Annotated in this window: 5 protein-coding genes; 3 read left to right on the top strand and 2 right to left on the bottom strand. The window is 74.1% G+C overall.

Translation table 11 applies throughout. The annotated features are described in order from the left end of the window. Positions 1–2 precede the first annotated feature (2 nt). Positions 3–554: a hypothetical protein gene (locus ACGFY5_RS11140; protein WP_392719442.1), complete on the top strand. Its 552-nt coding sequence runs from the start codon at positions 3–5 to the stop codon at positions 552–554. On the opposite strand, the gene ACGFY5_RS11135 is transcribed toward ACGFY5_RS11140, so the two are convergent. Then, on the bottom strand, positions 551–1,222 hold the full coding sequence (locus ACGFY5_RS11135; protein ID WP_392719441.1) for a YwqJ-related putative deaminase: 672 nt from the start codon (positions 1,220–1,222) through the stop codon (positions 551–553). The two genes, ACGFY5_RS11140 and ACGFY5_RS11135, sit on opposite strands and share 4 nt — an antisense overlap. A 47-nt stretch (positions 1,223–1,269) precedes the next feature. On the opposite strand from ACGFY5_RS11135, the gene ACGFY5_RS11130 reads away from it, so the two are divergent. After that, positions 1,270–1,887 (top strand): hypothetical protein, encoded by a 618-nt coding sequence (locus tag ACGFY5_RS11130; protein WP_392719440.1) that lies wholly within the window; start codon positions 1,270–1,272, stop codon positions 1,885–1,887. Next, positions 1,884–3,122 (top strand): hypothetical protein, encoded by a 1,239-nt coding sequence (locus tag ACGFY5_RS11125; RefSeq protein ID WP_392719439.1) that lies wholly within the window; start codon positions 1,884–1,886, stop codon positions 3,120–3,122. Before ACGFY5_RS11130 ends, ACGFY5_RS11125 begins: the two co-directional genes overlap by 4 nt. Here ACGFY5_RS11125 and ACGFY5_RS11120 read toward each other — a convergent pair. Beyond that, positions 3,119–21,988 carry a toxin glutamine deamidase domain-containing protein gene (locus tag ACGFY5_RS11120; RefSeq protein ID WP_392719438.1) on the bottom strand — a complete coding sequence of 6,290 codons (18,870 nt, stop codon included), beginning with the start codon at positions 21,986–21,988 and terminating at the stop codon, positions 3,119–3,121. The two genes, ACGFY5_RS11125 and ACGFY5_RS11120, sit on opposite strands and share 4 nt — an antisense overlap. Positions 21,989–22,050: the final 62 nt, after the last annotated feature.

Below are 22,050 nucleotides of genomic sequence, written 5' to 3'. Positions count from 1 at the left end.
TCATGGATCTGCTGCTCCCGGTCGGGCACTCGCTCGGCGCGACCACCGACCCGGAGACCGGCGCTCCGGCGCACCGGGTGCGGGTCGGGCCCGACGTCGTCCGGCTCAGCGAGCCGCAGTTCGCCGTCTGGGCGCTCGTGCACGGCGTTCCCGATCGTGACGCCGTGCTCAGCGCCGCTGCCGACCTGCCGGACGTCGACAGCGTTCTGAAAGCTTTGGTGGACGACGGACTGGTGGCCGAAGTGACGCCGGGGACACCGACGGCGCTGTCGTTCGCGGAGTCCTACCAGCTCAAGCCGCTGATGCTCGGGCTGGGCAACCGCGCGGACGACCCCGAGACCTACGAGGTGGGGCTTCCGGGCCAGCCGGTGGCGCAGATCGGCGCCGTGCTGTTCCGGCTCTACCAGTGGGGTCACCTGGAGTCGGACCTGTGGGCGGCCTGCCGGGCCACGTCGGTGATCGCCGACGTCGAGCCCGGTCCGCTGCTGGACGCCGTACTGGAGGCGCTGCCCGCGCTGCTCGGGCCGAACGCGGCCTACCTGGACGCTGCCTAGGCCCGCGCGGCGTCGGGGGAGAGCCCCAGGTAGTCGAGGAAGAGCAGCGCCGGCAGACCGGAGCGGACCGCGGTGCCGCCGGACGGGTCGCCGTCCTCGCGGATGCGGAACGTCTCGATGCGGGCGCCGCGGACCAGTTCCTTGGCGTCGTCCAGCACCAGCCGCGGACGGCCTGCCTCGATGCGCGCGTTCTCCTCGGCGTAAAAGAGATCGGAGAAGACGACGGCTTCGCTGGAGCGCTCGCAGCCGCGCTCCCGGTAGTCGGCCGGCATCGCGTCGAAGAACGTCGAGACGACGGGGTGGAGCGGCCGGTCGGCGTCGGAGCGGAGGCTGCGCGCGATCCAGCTGCGGTCGGCGATCGTGAGGCGGCTCATCGTGGCGGGGTAGAAGCGGGTGCGCGGTCTTTCGGTGGTCTGCGGTTCGAATCCACGGACGTACCACTCGGCGATGTTCTGCGGCGGGAGCGTGCCGCCGACGACCAGTTCGCCGGACTCGCGGTTGAGCACCATGCTCGGGATCCCGAGCGGGTCGTCCGCGGTGAGCGGGTACCGGGCCGAGATTACCCAGCCGAGCTCGAACTCGTGCAGAACCGCCTCGGCGCCCGGAGCGGCCTCGGCGACCCAGCGCCTGGCGAGCTCCTCAGCGTCCGTCCGGTTCAGTGCCGCCATGGAGGCCACTGTAACCAGAGTGACCAGCCACCCTACGATCGAGGTCGATGAACGCGACCCCGATGCTGCTGCCGGTCGGCCACTACCTGGGAGCGTTCCACCCCGGTCCCGGGCAACCCCCGAGCTACCACGTGGTGCGCGCCGGGTGGGAACCCTTCCGGCTGGCCGACGAAACCGAGCTGGACGTCTGGGGCTTCGCGCACGGTTTGCCGGATGCCGAGCCCTTCACCCGGGAATCGTTGCTGGCGGCCGCGGCCGAGCACCCCGAGGCCGACGCCGTCCTCGACGGCCTGCTCGACAAAGGCCTGGTCGTCGAAGTGGTGCCCGGCACCGAGCAGGCGCGCGAGTTCGCCGAGCAGCACCGCCTCCAGCCGCTGCTGCTCGGGCTCGGGCACACCCGCGACGACGAACTGGACGCGATCGGCGTCCCCGGGCTGGTCGTGGCGTTGCGCGCGACGCCGAGCGTGCTCGAGGTGTGGGAGTGGGCGCACCTGTGGCCCGATCTCTGGTCGGCCTGCGAAGGCCTTGCCGAGGCCGCCCGGGACAGCGGGCACGGGGAGACCGACCCGGCTGCCGTGTTGACGTTCGTGCTCGACGCGGTGCAGACGCTGGTCGCGCACGGTGCCGCGTACCTCGACCACCGGCCGCGGCAGGGGCTGTCGTGACGATCGCACCCGTCGGGCACCTGCAGGGGCGGATCTCCTCGAGCGTCCGGGTGAGGCTGGGCACGGCCACCGTGGAGCTCGACGAACTCGAGTACGCGACCTGGCTGCTCGCGCACGGTCTAGACGACCTGGGCCCGCGGCTGTTGCCGGCCGAGGTGCTAAGCACGCTGGTCGACGATGTGGCGCCGCTGGACCGGCTCTGGGACCGGGGCCTGCTCGTCGAGGTGCCCGAGGACCCGGCGGCGTTCGCGAACGAGTACCGGCTGGTGCCGCTGGTGCACGGGCTGGGAAATGCCCGGCGGTCCGCGTCCTTCGGCATCGGGCTCCCCGGGGAGCGGATGGGTCGGCTCGCGGAGCTGTCGGGGGCCTGGGCCGAGCTCAACCCGGCCGGGTTCGAGGTGTGGCGCCGGTCGGCGGTGTACGGGTCGCTGGCGTCGACAGTGGCGGCGGTGGTTTCCGGGGATTCGCCGTTGCGAGAGGGCTTGGCCGGGGTGGAGGAAGGGGCGCTGCGGGAACACGCGGTGTCACTGCTCGGGCCGCTGATCACCGGGTGGACGGCGGCGCTGCAGCCCGCGTCACCGACGCCGCTGGTCGGCGCACCGTCCTTCCCACCGCCGCCGGAAACAGACCGCGCCGGATGGCTGTTCGCTGCCGGCCACAGCGGCGGGCCGTTCCACCGGTTCCTCGACAGTGCGTACGTGGCGCATCTCGTCCGGGTCGGTGCGGAGGACCACTCCCTCGACGAGGGCGAGGCCCGGATCTGGGAGATCACCCGCGCCGCGACCCGGGACCGGCTCTGGAACCGGGCGTCGGTCGCGGCCGCCGCGGTCGGCGAGGGAGTCCCGGACGCCGGTCGCCGGCTGGACGCGCTGATCGAGCGCGGGCTGGTCGTGGAGGTGCACCCGGGCACCGAGCGGGCACTCGCGTTCGCCCGGGCGTACCGCCTGCAGCCGCTGCTGCACGGCCTGGCCGAGCGGACGGACCTGTTCGAGTACGGCCTGCCCGGCCGGCCGCGCGTCGCCGTCTCCACCGATCGCACCGCGCTGCTGTGGCGAACAGCCGGCCAGTGGCCGTCGCTGTGGGACGCCGTGACCGCGGTGTCCGCCTCGTACGCCGAGGTGGGGCAGGACCGGTTCCGGGAGGACACGCCGGAGGAGTACCTCACGCACTGGGGATTTGCGATCGTCCGCGAACTGCTGGCAGCGGGTGTCGTGTATCTGGACGGCGCTGTCTAAGGGTTACCGGGGTCGCCGGGGTTCGGCGGCGGCAGGGCGCGCGCGGTGGTGCGCCGGGTGTCGAGCTCGCTCTTCAGGTCGGTCAGCAGCACCGTCAGGCGTTCCGCCAGCTGTTCGGTGTCCCTGCGTTGGGCGGCCTGACGGTTGGCGACCTGGGCCATGCGGTCCTTGTGCGGTGCCTGCCGGTCGGACGCCCGGTCCTTCTCCGCGCCGTCGGCCCACTTGTCGCCGAGCGACCCGATCACCGCCGCCACGCGGCCCGTGAGGCCGGGCAGCAGCGAGGACACCGCGCCGAGCACCAACGCGGCCGGCACGCCGACGGCGACGTGGACGACCGCCGCCGGCAGGGTGCGCGGGAAGTAGGAGCGGTCGAACAGTTTTCCCCAGTCCGCACGGCCCCCGGTGCGCTTGGCGGCGTCGGCCTGCTTCGGTTCCGTCGGGTCGGGTGCCTGCGCACTCAGCTGCGGAACGTTCAGGGCGATGCCGAACGCGTCGAGGATCGCGTACGAGGCCAGCAGATCGTCGACGACCGCCGCGTACTGCGCGGACCGGTCGGCGGACGCGTGGGCGGCCAGCTCGTTCTCGTCGCGTTCGCGTTCCCGGCGCAGCCGGTCCCAGTGGTAGTGCATGCGCGACTCCGACGTGCCGCCGACGACCGTGCCGATCGCGCCACCGGCCAGCCCGGCCCAGAGCACGACGAGCGGCAGCGACGCCCCGGTCACGGCCGTCACGCCCATCAGCGCGCCGACCTGCGCGGCGGTCCCCAGCCCGACGTTGGACGTCCCGGACTTCACGAGGTGCTCGGTGAGCGACGGCAGCTCGGTGCGCAGCGACCAGGGGGCCAGGTCGCCGTCGAGCAGGAGCTGATCGTCGACGGTGCGGTTCGGCCCGGCCGGGCCGGCGTGGGGACCGGTGGGAAGCGGAACGCCTTCCTGGGCGGCAAGCCGGGTCAGCTGCTCGAGGAGCGTCGCGGCGAGTTCGCGCTGCTGCGCGAGGCGGGCGTCGGCCGCGGCGTCCTCGGGGGTGCGGATCTCGAAGTCCCGGTCGTGCTGCCGGTCGGCGTCGCGGTCCTGCTCGCGTTCCTGGCCGCGGTACTTGATCCACTCGCCGATCGAGCCGAACACACCGGCGGCCGCGCCGGTGATCCCGGCCGACGCGGGCGTGAACACCCCGATCGAGGCCGCGACGTAGCCGATCAGCCCGCCGTAGAGCAGCGGCGCCGGTGCGGTCTTGCGGAGGTAGCTCCGGCCGGACAGCACGGCGCTGCGCGGACGCCGGTACGGCAGTGGGTTCGCAGCCGCGTCGAGCCGGTCGGCCGGGACGACGACGTCGATATCGGGCGGCTGGGGCAGTTGGATGCCCAGGGCCGCGGCCGCCGCGGTGAGAGCGGTGAGGGCGTCGGTCTCCTGCTGTGTGATGGCTGCTTGCTTCGCGGCTTCCTTGGTGCGCTTTTCCCGGTCCGACGCGTCGGACTTGGCTCGGCTGCGGTGGCGCGTGACCCACTCGCCGTAACCGGCGGTGCCCGGCACCGTGGACGCGAGTCCGAGCGAGAGTAGCCCCTGGGTCAGCTGCCCACGCAGGAGCGAGACCAGCGACGCGACGACGAGCGCGGTGCCGGTGGACGCGTACGCCTTCGCGATGTACGTGCGGCGGCCCGGGACGCCGGTCGGGAAGCCGGGCGCGTTGCGGTTGCGGGCGGCGCGGGTGCGAGGGTTGTCGAGCTGGGACAGGCGGCGGTTGAGGATGTGCTGCTCGCCCGCGACGACGAGCGTGGCGCGGCTGACGGCGTCGGACTGGTCGGGGTGCATGCCCAGGCGGGTGATCGTCTCGGCGAACCAGGGCGAGGGGGTGCGGCGGGCGCCGTCGAGGCGGGCGACCGCGCGCAGGTAGGCGATCTGCCCGTGGTCGTCGGGGGAGAGTTCGCCGGCGTCGACCGGGAGCGGGTCGGCCGTCAGCAGGTCGGCCATCGGCGGGGGCGTCGATGGCGCGAACTCGGACTCGCGCCGTTGTGCCGCGGCGCGCTGGGCGATTTCGCGGGCCAGTGCGGCTTCCAGGCGGCGGGGGGTCGCGGTGTTCGACAGCAGGACGCCCTGGGGGCCCGTGTCGAGCGCGACGCCGGACGGGAGGTGGCCGGCGGCTATCTGGAAATGGAATACCGGGCCGCCCTCGCTGATCTCCACCGTGACCTGCCGCCACTGGTCGGTGGCGGGAGTGATCGTGACGTTGTGGACGTCGGCGTCCTGGGCGAGCGTGGGCCGCTCGTCCGGTTCCGGGTGGGGTGTGGCGGCCGCGCGGATGGTCTGCAGGACGCGGACGACGTCCGGGGTGAGGTCGCCGTCGATCCGGGTCAGCATCCTGGTGATGTCGTCCGGGAGGCCGGCGCGGGCCTGGGCGGCGCCCGGCTGGTCGGCGGCCAGGCCGACCTCGGCGAGGTAGCGGCGCAGTGCGGTCTCGGCGGCGGCGCGCCGACGGGATCCGAGGCGGTCCGTGCGGTCGGCGAGCAGTCGGAGCCGCGCGACGGTGGCGGGATCGGCGACGGTGGTCGTCGCCGGTGGACGCAGCTGAGCGAGGAGCCGCGCGGCGATGGCCACGACGGTGTCCTCGATCAGGGCGTCGGTCGCGTCCGGGGAGACGAGGATCTGGGCGTCGTCGGGGCCGAGGACGTGGCCGGTGGCGACCTCGCCGTCGCGGAGCGGTGGGATGCCCTGGGCCTCGGTGGTCACCGTGACGTGCAGCGGTGGGCCTGAGGACGGGGTGATGACGACTTCGCCGTCGTCGATCCGGACGTGAAGACCGGTGCCGTCGTCGCGGCGGCGGAAGTCGGCGACCTGCTTGATCGTTGCGGCTGCGGCGGCGGTGCTGGCGTCGGGGTTCGACTCGGGGCGGCTGCCGTCGTAGCGGGCGGCGACGTCGCGGAGGTCGCCGGGGAGCGCGGCGCGGAGCGTGGGGGCGTCGTCGGCGCCGTACGCGAGGCCGAGGCGCGTGACGAGGTCGCGGGCGGAGCGGGTGGTGCGGCGGCGGGCGAAGTGACCCGCTCCACTCTTCGTGCCGGGGGTGCCGGCGGCCGCAGCCGCATCGCCGCGGGCGATCCGGTCCAGGGTGCGGAGTTCGGCTAGGGCTGCGTAGCGGGCGGCGTCGAGGCGGCCGGCAGCGAGGTCACCGCGGAGGTCGTTCGTGGTCTCGTCGGGCACGCCGAGGCGGTGGCCGGACCAGGGGGAGCCGGGGGCGACCAGGCGGTCGGCGAGGCGAGCGGCGAGTTCGCGGGTGGCCGCGGCCCGGATCCGGTCCGGCTTCGCGGACTCCTCGACGTCCAGCGTGATCAGGTCGGGCGCGTCCTCGATCGCCCGGGCCAGTACCCCCTCGCCCAGCGAGTCGACGAAGATCCGGACGCGGACCTGTTCGCCGTTCGGCAGCGTCACCAGGTAGCGCGGTTGACCGTCGGACATCGTGTCGGGCGACTGCGGATCACGTCCGATGCGGCTGACCGGCAGACCCAGATCGTCGGCAAGCGTCGTGAGCGCGTCCTCGGCCACGCGCGTGCGGGTGCCGATCTCCGCGCCGTCGAGCTGCGTCAGCAGCGTGCCGAACTCGGCGGGCAGCGCGGCCCGCCGGTGCGCCCCACCGGGCTCGTTGCGCAGCGCACCCGCGGCCTGCGCCAGGACGTCGATCCGGCGCGAGATCCACCGCTGCGACCGGCCGTCCGCGTAGGCCCGCGCCAGGAAGCGGCCCTCGGCCGCGAGCGCCCAGTCGGCGGGGGCCAGGTCGGCGGGGATGATCGCGGACGTGCGGTGCCCCGGCTGGAACACCGGGGTGGCGTCGATCGGGAGGCCGCGGTTGGCCCGGTCGAGCGACGCTGCGATCCGCGCCAGTTCACGCACGATCGCGGCCCGGCGCGGAAGGCCGGTCGCGCGGGTGTCGACGCGGAGCACGGGCCGGCCGTGTTCGACGCCGCCCTGAGCGAGGCTGCCGTCGCCGGTCTGGTCCGGGACGATCTGCAGGCTGTGGACGGTGCCGTCGGCGAGCGTCAGCGTGACCACGCGCGGGTCGGTGCCGTCGGCGCTGATGTCCGCGACGCCCGCGTGGTGGGCGGCGTCGGCCAGCTGCTGGTGGAGGGCGGCGAAGTCGGTCGGGGTTCGTTTGCTCACGGCGTCGGCGCGGTGCAGTTCGGTGTGGACGTTCGGACGGCCCGCGAACAGCGCACGGCGCGCGTCGACGCCGGGGGCGTCGCGGTCGAGGCCGTTGCGGACGACGAGGTCGCGCAGGTGACGGCGGGTGGCGGCCTTGTCGAACGGGCTGCGGGTGTCGGCGATCCGGTCGGCGAGCGCGGCGACTTCGAGGACGAGTCCGTTGGTGGCCGGGTCGAGGGGGTCGAGCAGTTCGCCCACCGCCCGGGCGACGACGCGGTCGACCTGACGGTCGTCGAGGTGCGGGGAGAGTGCGAGCACGGTCGGGTTGCCCGCGGTGATGACGACGCCCTGGCCGAAGCCGGGGGTGGTGGCCGCGGCGAAGGTGAGGCGGATGTGGTTGTCCAGCTCGAATTCACCGGGGTTGGGTTCGGTGAGGGTTGCGCCGGCGAGGCGGGCGGCGTCGCTCACCGCTGCGTGGGCGCGCCGCACGACGGCCCGGCCGTCTGCCTGGTGACGTCCGCCTTCGCGCTGCTCGAGGGTGGCGCGGACGTCGTCCGGCAGGTACGCGCGGAGCGCGTCGACGCCGGGGGCACCGGCGTCCAGGCCGAGGGAGACGAGCTGCGCGTCGATCTGGCGCCCGACGAGGAGCGCGTCGTCGAGCGTGGGGTCGAGTGCGGCGTATTGGCGCACCCACTGCGTGAAGCGGGCGAGTGCGACGTGGTCGTCGGGCGAGAGCGCCGCCCGCGGCGCGTGCGCGCCGGGCGCGGGCGTGTGTGGGGCGCCGGGCGTGTGTGGGGCGCCGGGCGTGCCCGGGTGCCTCTTGCCCGGGGTGCTCGGGGTGCTCGGGGTGCTCGTACCCGGTGGGCCGGGTGTGGGCGGCGTGGCGGCCGCGCTGGGTGTTGTCGGCGCGCTAGGCGTGCCCGGGGTTGGGAGTGCGGATGCGCGGCGGCGGAGGAGGCGGTCGGGGGTGGTGTCGCGGGTGGCGGGTGCGCCGGCGGCTGGTTGCCGGGCGGCGAGGCCGACGGCCTGTGCGACGGCCTCCCGTTCGAGGTGGCGATGCCACTCCGCACTCCGCACGAACAGGGGCCGCCGCTGGTTGACGACGACGCTCGCGAGCCGGCCGCTCGGGTCGATCGGACCGTCGGCGGCCTGGTCGCTGACCAGCGAACCGGCCACGACCTCGAGCTGGAAGCTCCGACCGTTCGTGAGCGTGACCAGGTACGTGCCGGTGTCGGCCGCCCAGTCGACCGGCTGCCACGTGACGTCGGCGATGACGTCGTCGCTGGCCAACCGCGCGGAAACCGCCCGATTCGTCGGATCGAGCGCCTCGATCGCCGCCCGCGCGTCGGCGACCATGTCCCGCCGGTGCCGGTCGTCGAGCCACCGGACCGGGTGGGCAAGACTGGGCCGGTCGACGTTCAGCATCGCCGCGGCCTCGTCGCCGGTGAGCAGACCCTCCTGCACGAGCAGGTCGAGCCGCGACACGACCCGTCCGATGCCGCGGTCGAGCCCGAGCTGCCCGGACAGTTGCCGGACGCGGGACCGCAGCACGGAGTCCCGCAGGATCAACCGGTTGCCGAGCGTCTCGGCCCGCATCATCCGCTGCAGCAGGAACCGCAGCGACGCCACGCGCGCGTGGTGCGACGGTGTCCACCGGTCGGGGTCGAGCGGGAGGGTGAGCCGGTCGGGGCCCCAGGCGGCCGGTGCGCGGGGCGTGAGCTGGAGGCGCGTCCAGCGGGTGAGTGCGACCGTGATCGCGTGCCGCAACCGGACTTCCGACGCGTACTCGTTGACGATGACGGTCAGTCCGCGCTGCGGGTCGTCGACGAAGCGGACCAGGGGCGCGTCGGGGTCGGGGTCGCGGTAGATGCCGACCTCGACGTCCTGCGGCCCCGGGAACCGGACGCGCAGAACGTTCGGCCGGTTGGCGTCGACGTGGACGTCCGCGCCGTTCCCGCCGGCGAGCAGCGCGCTCTCGGCTGCCGCGCGGCCGGTGAGTACGGCGCGTGCGCTGCCGGTTGCCGCGTCGAGCCGCTCGACGCCCTGCCGCACGTCGTCCGGAAGGGACGCCCGCCGCTCGGCCGCACCGACGGTGTCGTGCGCGAGCCCGTACTCGGCGATGAGTCGCTGGGCGTGCGCGGGCGCGCCGGCGATCGCCAGCCGCAAACCGACCACCGCCGCCACATCGAGCGCCCCATGATCAGCGGCCTCCAACTCCCCAGTCGCCTGCGCCAACACGCCCACCGCGGGCGCCGGGCCGGTGGGCGTGGGGGTGCTGGGGGTGGGGCGTTGGGGGGTGCCTGGGCGGAGGACGGGGGTGTCGGGGCGGAGGCCGCGGCGGAGGGCGATCTCCTCGGCGACGCGCCCGGCGAGAGTGACCAGGTCGGCTGGGCCGTGGTCGGTGCGCACGAGGACTGGGTCGGCGACCGCGAGCATGGTTTCGTCGAGCCGGATCGCCGGCGGGCGAGCCACCGTGACGACGTTCCCGTCCACGCTCACGGCGGGCTCGTGGACACCGTCGACGACCTCGACCGTCAGCGTGCTGCCGTCCGGAAGCGTGACCTCCGCGAGCCCGTCGCCGACCGGCGTGACGTCGGCAGCGCCGGCTTCCTCCGCGGCCTGCACCATCGCATCCCGGGTAGCGCGTCGAACCGCGACCGCCGCAGGATCGAGCAGCGCCCCGAGCGCGGCGTGAGCGTCCGGGCCGAGCAGCCCGGCATCCCGCAGCCGCTCGTATTGCCGCTCCCCACCGGGCCGGCCCGGATCCATGCCGGCCGCCGCCCGCAGACTGACCACCGCACGTGCGGCCGCCCGCCGCTTCGTCCGCCCGAGCGACCGGTCACGGGCGTGCTCACCGAGCACGCCGAGCTCCGCGGCGTGCGCGGCATCGTCGACGGTGACGTCCGGCGGAAGTCCGGTCACCGCCACGATCTCGGTCGCCACCGCCCGGGCGATGAAACGCTCCGCGGCGAGCGGATCGGCGCCGCCGTACACGGTGAGCACCGGCCCGACGGCCTGGGTGTCGTCTCCGACGCGGACGGTCAGCGTCACGCTGTGCCCGCCGACGTCGACCCGGATCCGCTCGGCGTCGAGCCTCGTCGCCGAGCCGCCCGGATACCTCGCCGCGGCGGACTCGACCTGCTGCCGGGCCCGGGTCAGCGCCTCGGGCTCGGTGTCGCCGAGCGCCGCCAGTGCGTGTTCGGTCGCCGGGTCGACGAGCCCGCGCCGGACGACGGCACCATCGGACCGCCCGAGCAGCCCGAGCTCCCGGCCGAGCGCTTCGAGCGTCTCGGCTGCCGGCACACCTCGCCCTCGCACCCGCGACTGCCCGGCCGCCGCCCGCACCTCAGCGAGAGACCGAGCGTCCGCCACGGTCAGCGGCGCACTGACCGGAGCCCCCGGCCGCACCGAAGGCGTCCCGTGAGGCAGCCCCGCCGCACTCGCCACCAACTCCGCAACCGCTCCGGCGACGGCAATCGCAGCAGCAACAGGATGAGCCCGCCCATCCACCGCGATCGTCGCCGCGCCACCCATCCCACCGCTCGCGGCGGTGCCGCCACCTCCGGCGGTGCCGCTCGCGGCGGTGGTGCCACCTCCGGCGGTGCCGCTCGCGGCGGTGGTGCCACCTCCGGCGGTGCCGCTCGCGGCGGGGCCGCCAGCGGCGGGGCCGCCAGCGGCGGGGCTGCCAGCGGCGGGGGTCCCGCTCGCCGCGGGGGTGCCAGCGGCGGGGCTGCCAGCGGCGGGGGTCCCGCTCGCCGCGGGGGTGCCAGCGGCGGTGGTGCTGCTTGTGGCGGGGGTGCCAGCGGCGGTGGTGCTGCTTGTGGCGGGGCTGCCACCGGCGGGGGTCCCGCTCGCCGCGGGGCTGCCAGCGGCGGTGGTGCTGCTTGTGGCGGGGGTGCCAGCGGCGGGGGTGTTGCTTGTGGGCGTGGCGCCGGAGGTGGCTATCGCTAGGGCGCCGCTGGGGAGAGTGGCGGAGGTGACGGTGATTCGGAGGGGGGTGGATCCGGGGGGAGTGACGGTGAGGAGGTGGGGGTTCGCCGGGTCGATGTGGACGGGAGTGTTGCCCAGGGCGGCGGACAGGGCTTCCGGGTCGATGGTGGGGAGTGGGCCCGGGGTGGGGCGTCGGGCGTCGATGAGGTCGGCTAGTTCGGTTGCCAGGTCTGGGACCGTCGTGGCGGGAGTGGGTGCGGCGGGGGCCAGGGCGCTGGTGGTGCCGGACAGCAGGGCGCGGCGGGCGGCGGCGTCGCGGGCACCGGCACGCAGGCCCAGGGACTCGGCGCGGCGGGCGAGCCGGTCCACGGCCGCGCGTCGGGTGAAGCGGGTTGCGTTCCGGGCTGCCGCGGCGAGTTCGTCCAGTTCGGCGCGGGCGCGCTGGTCGTCGACGGTGAGCGTTGCACCCGGCGGTAGCGGGTCGGTGGTGAGGACCGCGCCGGTCGTCGGAGCGCCGGTGACGGTCGCGAGTGCGCCGGCGACCCACCGTGCCGCGTCGATCGCGGCGTCAGTGGGATCGGCGTCTGCGGCGACGGTGATCGTCAGCACCCCGGGGTGGGACGCGACGGCGACGGGTGGTCCGCCGGCTGGGCCGACCACCACGCGGGCGGTGATCGCCGGCGCTCCGGCGGGGACGAGGTCGATGAGCCCACCGCCCAGCGCGGTGTCCCGGCCACCGAGCCCACCGACAGCGCGCGCCACCGCCTGCTCGACGCGCCGACTCGCCGCCGTGGGGCGAGCTGCGGTGCTCAGGGCTGTGGCGATGTCCGCATCGGAGGAGGTGAGGAGGCCTGCGCGGACCGCTGCGGCCAGTCGCAGGGAGGCGTCGGCTGCTCCGGTGCCGTCCGGGGCCGCGGTCGCGGTGCCCGGGATGAGGCCGGCGTGGGTGAGCGAGTCACGCAGGCGTGCCTCGGCGGATGGACGCGCGAACGGGCCGGCCTCGGAGGCTGCTCGGGCGCGGCCGCGGATGCGGGCGAGGGTGGCGTGGTCGGTCGCGGAGAACGGGGTGCGGGAGTGGCCGGTTCGGAGCTGCGGTGATGCGGGGCCCGCGCCGAGGAGGTCGGTGGATCCCGCGCCGGTGTGTGCTGCGACGAAGGCCGCGAGGTGCGCGGCGAGTTCGATCTGGATGTCGAGTCGGCGGCCGCGCGGGGGGACGGCTACGCCGAGTGCTCCCGGGAGCGCTCCGGGCACGACGCGGACCGTGCCCGCAGGGGCGTTCGAATCGACGCCCATCGCGAGGGGGAAGGAGTTGCCCGTTGCCGTGGGGTAGACGGCGAACACTCCCGGACGCCCCGGGACCGGCTCGAACCGGTGCACCCCGGCGACCTCGGCGATCCACGCCGCGTTTCGGAGGTTCTGCACCGCGTCCGTCCCGAACAGTGGCCCGTCCGGATCCCCGGCCGCCGACAGCCCGCCCGACGGCCCTCCCGGCGGCGGCGCCCCACCGGGAGGAGTCGCCCCGGGCGGGGTCATTCCGCCGGGTGGGGTCATTCCGCCGGGTGGGGTGATTCCGCCGGGTGGGGTGATTCCGCCGGGTGGGGTGATTCCGCCGGGCGGGGTCATCCCCGCAGGCGGTGTCGTCCCGCTGGGCGGTGTCGTCCCGCTGGGCGGTGTCGTCCCGCTGGGCGGTGTCGTTCCGCTGGGTGGCGTGGTTCCGCCGGGTCGGGCCGTATCGCCGGGCGGGGTTGGGGTGGGGCCGGTGGGGCGTAGGGCGGCTCGGAGGGAATGTTCGCGGGCTCGGACGGCTTCGCGTTCGGTGCGGAGTTGGGCGGGTGAGAGCGCGGAGTCGGTCGTCGCGGCGGTCGCGGAGCTGACCGTGGTGGCGGTGAGGCCGAACGCGGGGTGCGGGTCGAGCGCCGCGATCCGCGCCGCGAGGTCGGCGTCGAGCACGGCACGCCGTTGCGCCCAGGAGACGTCCGGGCCGAGGCTCGGCGCGAACCCCGCCGCCGCGATCTCCGCCACGGCGCGCGCCCGCAGCCTCGCCCGCACGAGCGGGCGCCGAGCCGCACGATCGAGCTCGTCCAGCGTCCGCCGGAGGTTGTTGACGCGCGCGGTATCGCGGGCGGTCACCCGCGACGGGTCGATCGGGCCGGTGATCGGGCCGGGTCCGAAGACGTCCGGGCCGCTCGGTGCGCCGGCGAGCATCGACGTCGCCTGGTCGAGAGCGAACGGTAGTGCTGCCTCCAGCGCGGTCCGGTCAGCGCGGTCGGACACCGTGAGCGTCACTAGACCCTGCGCCCCCACCGACACTCGCACCAGCTCGGGGGACGACACCGTCACCACCCGGGCGCGCACCGACGGCCCGTCACCGGTGAGTCGGATCTGCCCGTCCGGCCGGACGTCCGCGGCCGTGAACGGGGTGCCGGGACCGGTCATCCCGGCCACCACCTCGCGGGCGACCCGCGCGACCCGTCGCGAGGACGCGAGCCCTCGTGCCGCACCGTCCACCGTGAACTCACCGGCGACCGGTTGGCCCGCGAGCGCGTCGATCTGCTGGTCCAGCTGCACCCGCCGCTGCACCAGACCCGCCAGCTGTTCAGCCATCCGCCGATCGACCCGAGCCTGCTCCGAAGCCCGGTCCGGCTGCGCGCTCGGGCCGCAGTCCGCGGGGCCGGTGCGTGGATCGGGGCTCGGCGAGTCGGGGTCGGAAGCGGCGGGGGCCGCGGCCTCGTACGCCGGAGTCGGGGGCAGTTCGCTCTGCGAGGAGAGCGGCAACCCCTCGACCGGCACGGCCGCCCCGTCCGGCCCCAGCAGAATCATGTCCAGCACCCGGACCTGGCCCGGCGCGAACACCGGCTCCGCACGGACCGTGCCGGACTGCGGATCCACCCACCGCACCGCATCGTCCTGGTTCACCGCCACGAACGTGTGCGACGCCCCCGAACGCCAACTCGCCGACAGCATCGCCACGGCTCCCGGCCCGGCGTCCAGCAGCGCCGCCGCGACTCGCGCGTACCCGTCGCTCACCGCCTGATCCGCGGCGTCCGGATCGAGTTCGTGCACGCTCGGCACCACTGACTGGAGCCGACCGCCGGTCCACTCCTCGTCCATACCCGGGGTGTCGCCGGTGTGGTCCGCCCGCACGACGTTCAGCGCGTTGCGGGACCGGAAGCGGCTCCGCGCCAGCGGCGCCGCTACCCGGGGCCGCCCGAACCAGGTGTCGACGAACGACCGCACCGAGTCGACGCAGTTGAGCAGCCGCGTGGCGTCCGATCGTGTCCCGAACCCGTTGATTCTGAGAACCCAGTCGCCCTCGTCGACCGACGGGTGCACCGGAATGAGCCCGAACGTGGTGACCAGCGCGGACTCCAGCAGCCGCTGGTGCGCCAGCAGCGGCACGCGGTACCCCTCGCGCCCGTACGTGCGCAGGTGATCGGCGGGCGGCCGGTCCGGGCCGCCGGGGAGGTGCTGCACCAGCGGGTCGGCGCGGCTCGCGAGCCGGCCGGCGTCGGTGTTCTGGTCGATCCAGTTGGTCGGGGCGTCGGCCAGGGCGGGGTCGTTCGGGTCGAAGCTCGGGTCGGTGGCGCGGAGTTGGGCGATCCGCAGCTGGTCGTAGGCGTCCGTGATCTCGGCGAGCCGGGCGGCTTCGGCGTCGGCCAGCGCGCGGAGTGCGTGCGCGTCCTCGCCGATGCGCTCGGCCGCCGCGGCGGCGTCGGCCAGCCGGGCGGCGGTCTCGCGCGCCTCGTCGAACTGCGTCTCCAGCGCATTGGTCTGGTGGAACCAGGACTGGAGCCGGTCGATGCGTTCGTCGAGGTCGAGGTGGTAGTCGAAGGACTCGCGGCGCCAGGCGTCGATCGCGGCGGGGTCGGTGACGTCGGCCGGGGTGTGGGCGGATCGGGGGGTGTCCGCCGAGCCGCCGTCCGCCGGGGTGTGGCTGGTGGGCGTGGTCGGGGCCGGTGGCTGGGACGGTTGGGGCGCGGTGGCCGTCGCGGCGACGTACTCCGGCGTCGGCGGCCGCTGACTCCACGGCGAAATCGGCATCCCGGCCACCGGCATCGGCGCGCCGGTCGGGTCGAGCACGATCATGTCCAGCGACAGGATGTCGGCCCCGTACGGCAGCGTGGTCGTCGCGGTCCCCGACTGCGCGTCGACGAAGAAGATCGTCCCGCCCTGGTTCACCGCGTTCCACGCGTGGCCGCCACCGCCGCGCCACGGCGTACTGATCAGCGCGACCGACCCGTCACCCGCCGCCCACAACGCGCCCGCGATCCGGTTCACCCCGTCCTGCAGCGCCTGCACCCCGGCCGCCGAGGTGACCGGCGTGTTGTGCAGGAACGGAATGACCTGCTGGAATCGCCCGCCGGTCCAGTCCTCGTCCACACCGCGGAGCCCACCGGGGTGGTCGGGCGTGCTCGCGGACCGGTTCTCGTACGCACTCCGGGTGACCGGCGCCGCCACCCGCGGCCGTCCCAGCCACGTATCGACGAACGACCGCCGCGTGTCCGTGCAGTTGATCCGCCGCTCGTGGTGGTGGAAGCCGAACGCGTTGATCCGCGACAGCCACGTCCCGACGTCGACCCGGGGGTGGATCGGGATCCGGCCGAAGTCCGCGAGCAACGCCGCTTCGAGGAGCCGCTGGTGGGCTAGGAGTGGCGTCCGGAATCCGTCGATCGGGTCGGTCGACCGGAACACGTCCGCAGCCGGACGGTGCGCCGCCCCGGCCGACGGCGAATCCGTCACGAGCGGGTCGCTGGCCGTCATCGGACGCGCCGTGTCGCTGTTCGGGTCGGACCAGTCGATGTTCTGGTCGCCCCAGTTGGTGGGGAGCCCGGCGAGGTCCGGGTCGGTGTAGGTGGTGGGGGACAGCGCGCGGTTCTGCCGGTCGACCGGCGGCCGGAGCGCGTCCGCTTGCGCGGCCAGGTGCGCCCCGCGCTGCGTGGTCTGCTGCCGCGTCGCGATCGCCGCGTTCAGCGTGGTTGCTGCTACCTGCGCTGCTGACGACGCCTGGCGCGCCTCGGCCGCGAGGCGGTCCGCGGTGAGGGAGAGCTGTCCGGCGTGGGCGTGCCAGGAGATCGCCTCGTCGTGGGCCTGGCGGCTCTGGCCGGCGAGGCGGTACGCGCTGATCAGCCGGTGGCTGTCGCGTGCCGCGCGGGCTTCGGAGGCGAGTCGGTCGGCGTCGCGGGCGAAGGCGTTGCCCTTCGCGCGGGCCTGGGTCGTGGCGTCCAGGTAGCCGCGGGCGAGGTTCGCCGTGCGGGTGGCGTAGTCCGCGGCCGCGCTGCTGGCGGCGGCGAGGGCCGGGAGACGATTGGCCTGCTGGATCGCGGCGTCGTGTGCCTGGCGGGCTGCTCGCTCGAGCCTGGTGATTTCCTGGACCGTGGGGGTCAGTTGGTCGAACCAGGCTTGGACGCGTTGCTGGCGGTCGGCCAGGTGGGCGAAGTACTGCGTGGACTCGTGTCGGAGCGCGTCGAGCACGCGCTGGTCGGTGAGCGCGGCTGCGAGGTCGGCCGGGTCCGCCGGGGTGTGGTCAGGCGGGTTGGCGTCCGCCGGGCCGTTGTCTACCCATCCTGCGGTGGTCGGCCCCGTGGCGTCGATCGAATCCTCGCCGACGGCGGGGGAGACGCTGTTCGGACCTGGGGGGACCGACGGCGGGTGCGGGGAGTTGGCCGCGGCGGCGGCGTAGGCGGGGGTGACCGGGGTTTCGCTGAAGTGGGAGATCGGCAGGCCGTCGACGGGGGTGGGCTGACCGTCGGGGCGGAGCACGATCATGTCCAGGAAGAGGACGCGGTCGGTGCCGAACGGGAAGTCGGTGGTGTGGTCGCCGTTCTGGGGGTCGACCCAGTGGATCGTGCCGCCGTGGTTGACGGCGCCCCACGCGTGGCCGCTGCCCTGGCGCCAGGCGGTGCTGATCATCGCGACCGAACCGTCGCCGGCGGCACGAAGCGCATCCGTGATGCGGGCGATGCCCTCGCGGAGGGCGGCCGCGGCCTCGGGTGAGCCGGCGGCGTTGTCGAACTGGAACGGAACGACTTCCTGGAAACGTCCACCGGTCCACTGCTCGTCGACGCCACGCAGGCCGCCGGGGTGGCGGACCTCGGTCGTGTTGCGGTTGTCGTAGGCGCTGCGGACGGTCGGCGCGGCGACGCGCGGACGGCCGAAGTAGGTGTCGACGAACGCGCGGCGGGCGTCGGAGCAGTTGATGCGCCGGGCCGGGTCCCGGTCGTGGCCGAACGCGTTGATCCGCTGGAACCACGTTCCGGTGTCGACGCGGGGGCGCACGGGAATATGGCCGAATTCCGCGACCAGGGTGGCTTCCAGCTGGCGCTGATGGGTGAGGAGGGGCGCCAGGAAGCCGTCAGTGGGATGGTCGGAGCGGACGTGGTCGGCGGGGGGCCGGGGTCCATCCTGGACTAGCGGGTCGTCGCGGGTCATCGGACGGGCGGTGGGGCTGTCGGGGTCGGTCCAGGAGGTGTTCTGATCGAGCCAGTTGGTGGGGGTGCCGGTGAGGTCGGGGTCGGTGTGGAGGTCGGCGTCGATCGCGCGGTTGAGGCGGTCGAGCTGCGGGCGGAGCGCGTCGCGGAGGGCGTCGGCGCGGTCGGACTCCGCGGCGGTGAAGTCGGTGAGCTGCTGGTAGGTCTGCTCGGCTTCGGTGCGGCGGGCGGCGGCCGCGGTGGCTGCGTCGGCTGCTTCGTGCGCGGTGCGGATCGCGGTGTCGGCGTCGCGCGCCAGGGTGGTGGCGCGGGCGTGCCAGGAGGTGGCGTCGTCGCGGATCGACGTGGCGTGGTTGGCCTGGCGGTAGGCGCTGAGCAGGCGCAAGTTCTTCTTGGCCTGGGCGGCTGCGGCGTCGACGCGGTCGGCTTCCGCGGTGCGGGCGGCCGCGTGGGCGGCGGCTTGGTGGGCGGCGACGGTGGCGTGGCTGGCGGCGATCGCTGCGCGGGCGGCTTCGTCGGCTGTGGTTCGAGCCTGTTGGTGGAGGAGGGGGAGCTGGGCGTCCAGGTCGTTGGCCTGGCGGGCGGCGGGTTGGAGGCCGGTGGTGATGTCGGTGATGTGGCGTTCTAGGGCGGAGATCTGGTTGAACCAGGTTTGGAGGCGGGTGCGGCGGGATTCGAGGTCAGCGAAGTAGCGCTGGGATTCTTGTTCGAGGGGGGCGAGGTTGGCGGGGTCGGCGGGGTCGGCGGGGCCGGCCGGGTCGGGGAGGTCCGCCGGACCGTTTGGATCGCCGGGATCTGCCGGGTCTGCCGGATCGGTTGGGTCTGCCGTGTCCGCCGGGTCGGTTGGGCCTGCCGTGTCCGCCGGATCGGTTGGGTCTGCCGTGTCGGCCGGGTCTGCCGGGCCGGTTGGGTCTGCTGGGTCGTTGGAGTTAGCGGGCTCGACAGGGGCGCCCGGGTCTTTCGGGTCGACTCGGTGCAGAGGGTCCGACCGGTTGTCCGAGTCGGACGGATTGTCTGGGGTGGCCGGATCGCGTGGGGGGCCGGTGAGGGCGGTGGGGTGGCTCGGGTGGGGATCGACAGGGTCGTTCGGGGTGCCCAGGATTGGGCTCGCGGGTGGGGGTGAGCCGTGAACCGTGCCGGTGAGGACCGAATCTGTGCGGCCAGTGGTCGCGGGGGCGGTGCGGGTGGCGCGGGCCGCGAGGGCAGCTGCTCCGGCCGCGCCGGCGGCGACGAGCATAGCGACGGCCGTGCCGTGGTGCTCGTCCAGGGCGGCGCGGACCGTGGCCAGGTCGGGGCCCTGATCGCCCGGCGCGATCGACCGGAGGATCTCGCGGAGCGCGACCTGCTCCGGGGTGCGCGCCGGTCCGTCGAGGACGTCGTTGAGCGTGTCCTGCGTGAGGGCAGGCGGCTGGGCGGGAGCGGCAGTGGGGTCGGGCGACGACGGGAGCTGCACGTCGGAGACGGTCGGACCGGTGACGGGGGCCCGGACGCGTCGGTCGTCGGCGGCTGCGGTGTCGTGGTCCGTGCTCGGCTTGTCGGAGTCGCCGGGTGAATCGGCGGAGGCGGTGGCTTTTGCGGCGTCGTGGTGGGTCGACGGGGTGTCGGGAGCGTCCGTCGCGTACGGTTTGTCGGCGTCGCTGGAGGCCGCGTCGTGGTCGGTCGAGGGTCCGTCGGCTGTGTCGGACGGGTCGAACTGCGAGTGCGTGTCCGCGGTTACGGGCTCGTCAGCGCCCGAGTGGTCGTCCGAGTCGTCGGATGCCGAGCTGTCGTCGCTGTCGTCGCTGTCGTCGTGCCAGCTCTCTTCGGAGTCGTTGTCCTCTCGGCTGTCGCCGTGCGACCTGTCGCCCGAGTCGCTGTCGTCGCGGTTGTCGTGCGACCCGTCGTCGCCCCGGCTGTCGTCTCGGTTGTCGGGCCGGCTGTCGTCGCGGTTGTCGGGCCGGCTGTCGTCTCGGTCGTCGTGCCGGTTGTCGTCCGAGTCCCTGTCGTCCCAGCGATCGTCGTCCGAGTCGTGGTGCTCCGAGCCCTCGTCGGTCGGCCGGCCGTGATCGCGGGAATCGTGGTCCGAGTGCTGATGCCGATCGTCGGTCCGTGAGTCGTCATCCGCCGGGCGGTGATCGCGCTCGTCGGGGTCGCGGTCCGCCGTGTGGTGGCCGCGCTCGTCGGAGTCGTGCCCCGGCGTGTGGTGGCCCCGGTCGTCGGAGCCGTGATCCTGCGAATGGCGGCCGTCCTGCGTGGGGTCGCCGTCGCCCGGCTGGTCGTGATGGCGACCCTGGTCCTGACTGTCGTACTCGCCGCCGTGGTCCGCCTGGTGGCGACCGTGATCGGCTCCCTCGCGATCGTGCTCGCCGGGTGTGTCGTCCGCAGCGTGATGGCCTTGGTCGTGCCCAGCATCGTGGCCGTTGTCGGCGGCGCCGTCATCGGGGGAGCGATTGCCGTCGGTCGCCGGTGAATTGTCCGCGGCGCCGGCCCGGTCGGCCGCGGTGTGGTTGTCCGCTGCGGTGTGACTGCTGCTCGACGAACCGTCGGTCCCGCCACCGCCACTCTGCGACCCGCCGCCACTGTGCGAGCTGCCGCTCTGCGAACCGCCCCCACCCCCCTGAGAGCCGCCCGCGTGCGAGCTGCTGCTCGAAGTGCCGCCCCCGCCCTGCGAGCTGCCACTGTGCGAACTCCCGCTGTGCGAATCCCCGCCCTGCGAGCCGCCGCCCTGGGAGTTCCCGCCCTGCGAACTGCTTGCCTGCGACTCACCCCCGTGATGGCCGCCGCCACTCTGATGAGCACTGCCCTGCGGTTCGCCGCTGTGCGAGGAGCCGGCCTGCGGCCCGCCACTCGACGAGGCGCCGTCGGCCGGTCCGCCATCGAACCCGGCCGGCGTGGGCGCCAGAGCCTGCTGCCCGCCGGCCGGCACCGGACCAGGCGTCGGCGCAGGGCCAGGCGAAGTGGACCCCGGCGACGGCCCCGAATCATCCGACCCCACAACCTGCGCCTCGGTAGCCGCAATCGACGAGGCGTGATGACTCCGCGCCCCACCGATCAACTCGAACGCGGCCTCCTGCGCCGCCGACGTCAGCCCCTGCCCATTCCCCGTCAGGAAGTCCGAAAGACTCGCCGGGTTGCCCATCGCATACGTGACCCCCGACGCGGTCAACGCACCAACACCCTCACCGAACGTGTCGATACCCGTCCCGTGGTGACCACGAGTGACCATCGCGGACGTCCCGCCGGTCACCGCCTCCTCGAACGTCATGTTCAGCAGACCCGGCCGGCCGTACGCGTCATCGGTCAGGACAATGTGGTCCTGATGACCCGTGGCCACCATGTACGCCATCGAGCTGCCGACTTCCTTCAGCGCACCCTTCCCGCCCTCGAGTGCGCCCTCCCACACCGACTTCGCCCCGTGCCGGGCAACCGCAGCCGCCTTCTGCTTCCCCGTCAACTGCGCAAACTGCGCAACTGCCTCACGCCGGGCGACGTCACCCGCTTGGTTGGTAGCCTGTCGCGACGCGATCGCAGCCGACCGCGCGGCAGCGGCATTCGGAGCGGCCCGTGCGATGTTGTTCAGATCGGTGAGCCGCGCGAGCCGCCCACCACCGGTCCGCATCGCCTCCTGAGCCGCATGGTTGCCGACGAGCCGAGTCCCGAGCCCAGTCATCGCCTGCCCGGGATGGCGCACCCCACGCCAGACGTTCTGCGGCAGGCTCCCCGTGCGTCGCAGCAGGTCGGTCACCTTCGACGGCAGATCCCGGATCGGCGCCCGCGCCGTCGTACGAACAAAAGGCGACGAAGCCTTTGCGACGTCCAGCGCGAGGCGGGGCGTCTTCTTGAAGGCTGCCTTTGCTCCCTGCTCGGCCAGCTCCTCCAGCAGTTCGCGCGCAGCCTTCGCGATACCGGCACGAGCGGCCGCATACGCCGCGCCGACGCCGATCGTCGAAAGCCCGAACGTCTGGATCATCGTCATGATCGCGGCGAACAGGGCCATCGCGAGGTCGAACAGGTCCCACAGCGCCATCAACTTCATGAACTCGAACGAGTTGCCCGACGCCCGCACCATCTCGGTGAGCGACGCGCTCGACTCCGTCGCGTTCGCCGCGACCTTCATGTGCCGCGTGTACTTCGCCCGGTACGCCTCCGCGCCACCGCCCTGGCTGCCGAGGTACGTCGTCATGACCTCGGCGCCGAGCGGACCGACCAGCTCCTGGTACTCCGCGAGCGCCTGCGTCAGTTCCAGGCGCAGGTCGGCGAGGCGGTAGAGCTCGAGTTCGTCGGCCTCGGGAATCTGGACGAGGAACTCCATGACGTTGCCGAGGCAGTCCGGTAGCCATTCTTCGAACTGGCGGAAGCACTCGAGCAGGTCGTCGAGTGCCTCGTGGAAGGAACCGGCCATCCGGTGTTCCTCCCCGTTCGACGCTCGTCAGTGTGTGTGGTCAGGCCGGCGCGCGGCCGGTG

Source organism: Cryptosporangium sp. NPDC048952 (assembly GCF_043197895.1).
GTDB lineage: Bacteria > Actinomycetota > Actinomycetes > Mycobacteriales > Cryptosporangiaceae > Cryptosporangium.
The sequence above is the reverse complement of the archived record's forward strand: the minus strand, read 5'-3'. Positions and strand labels throughout refer to the sequence as shown.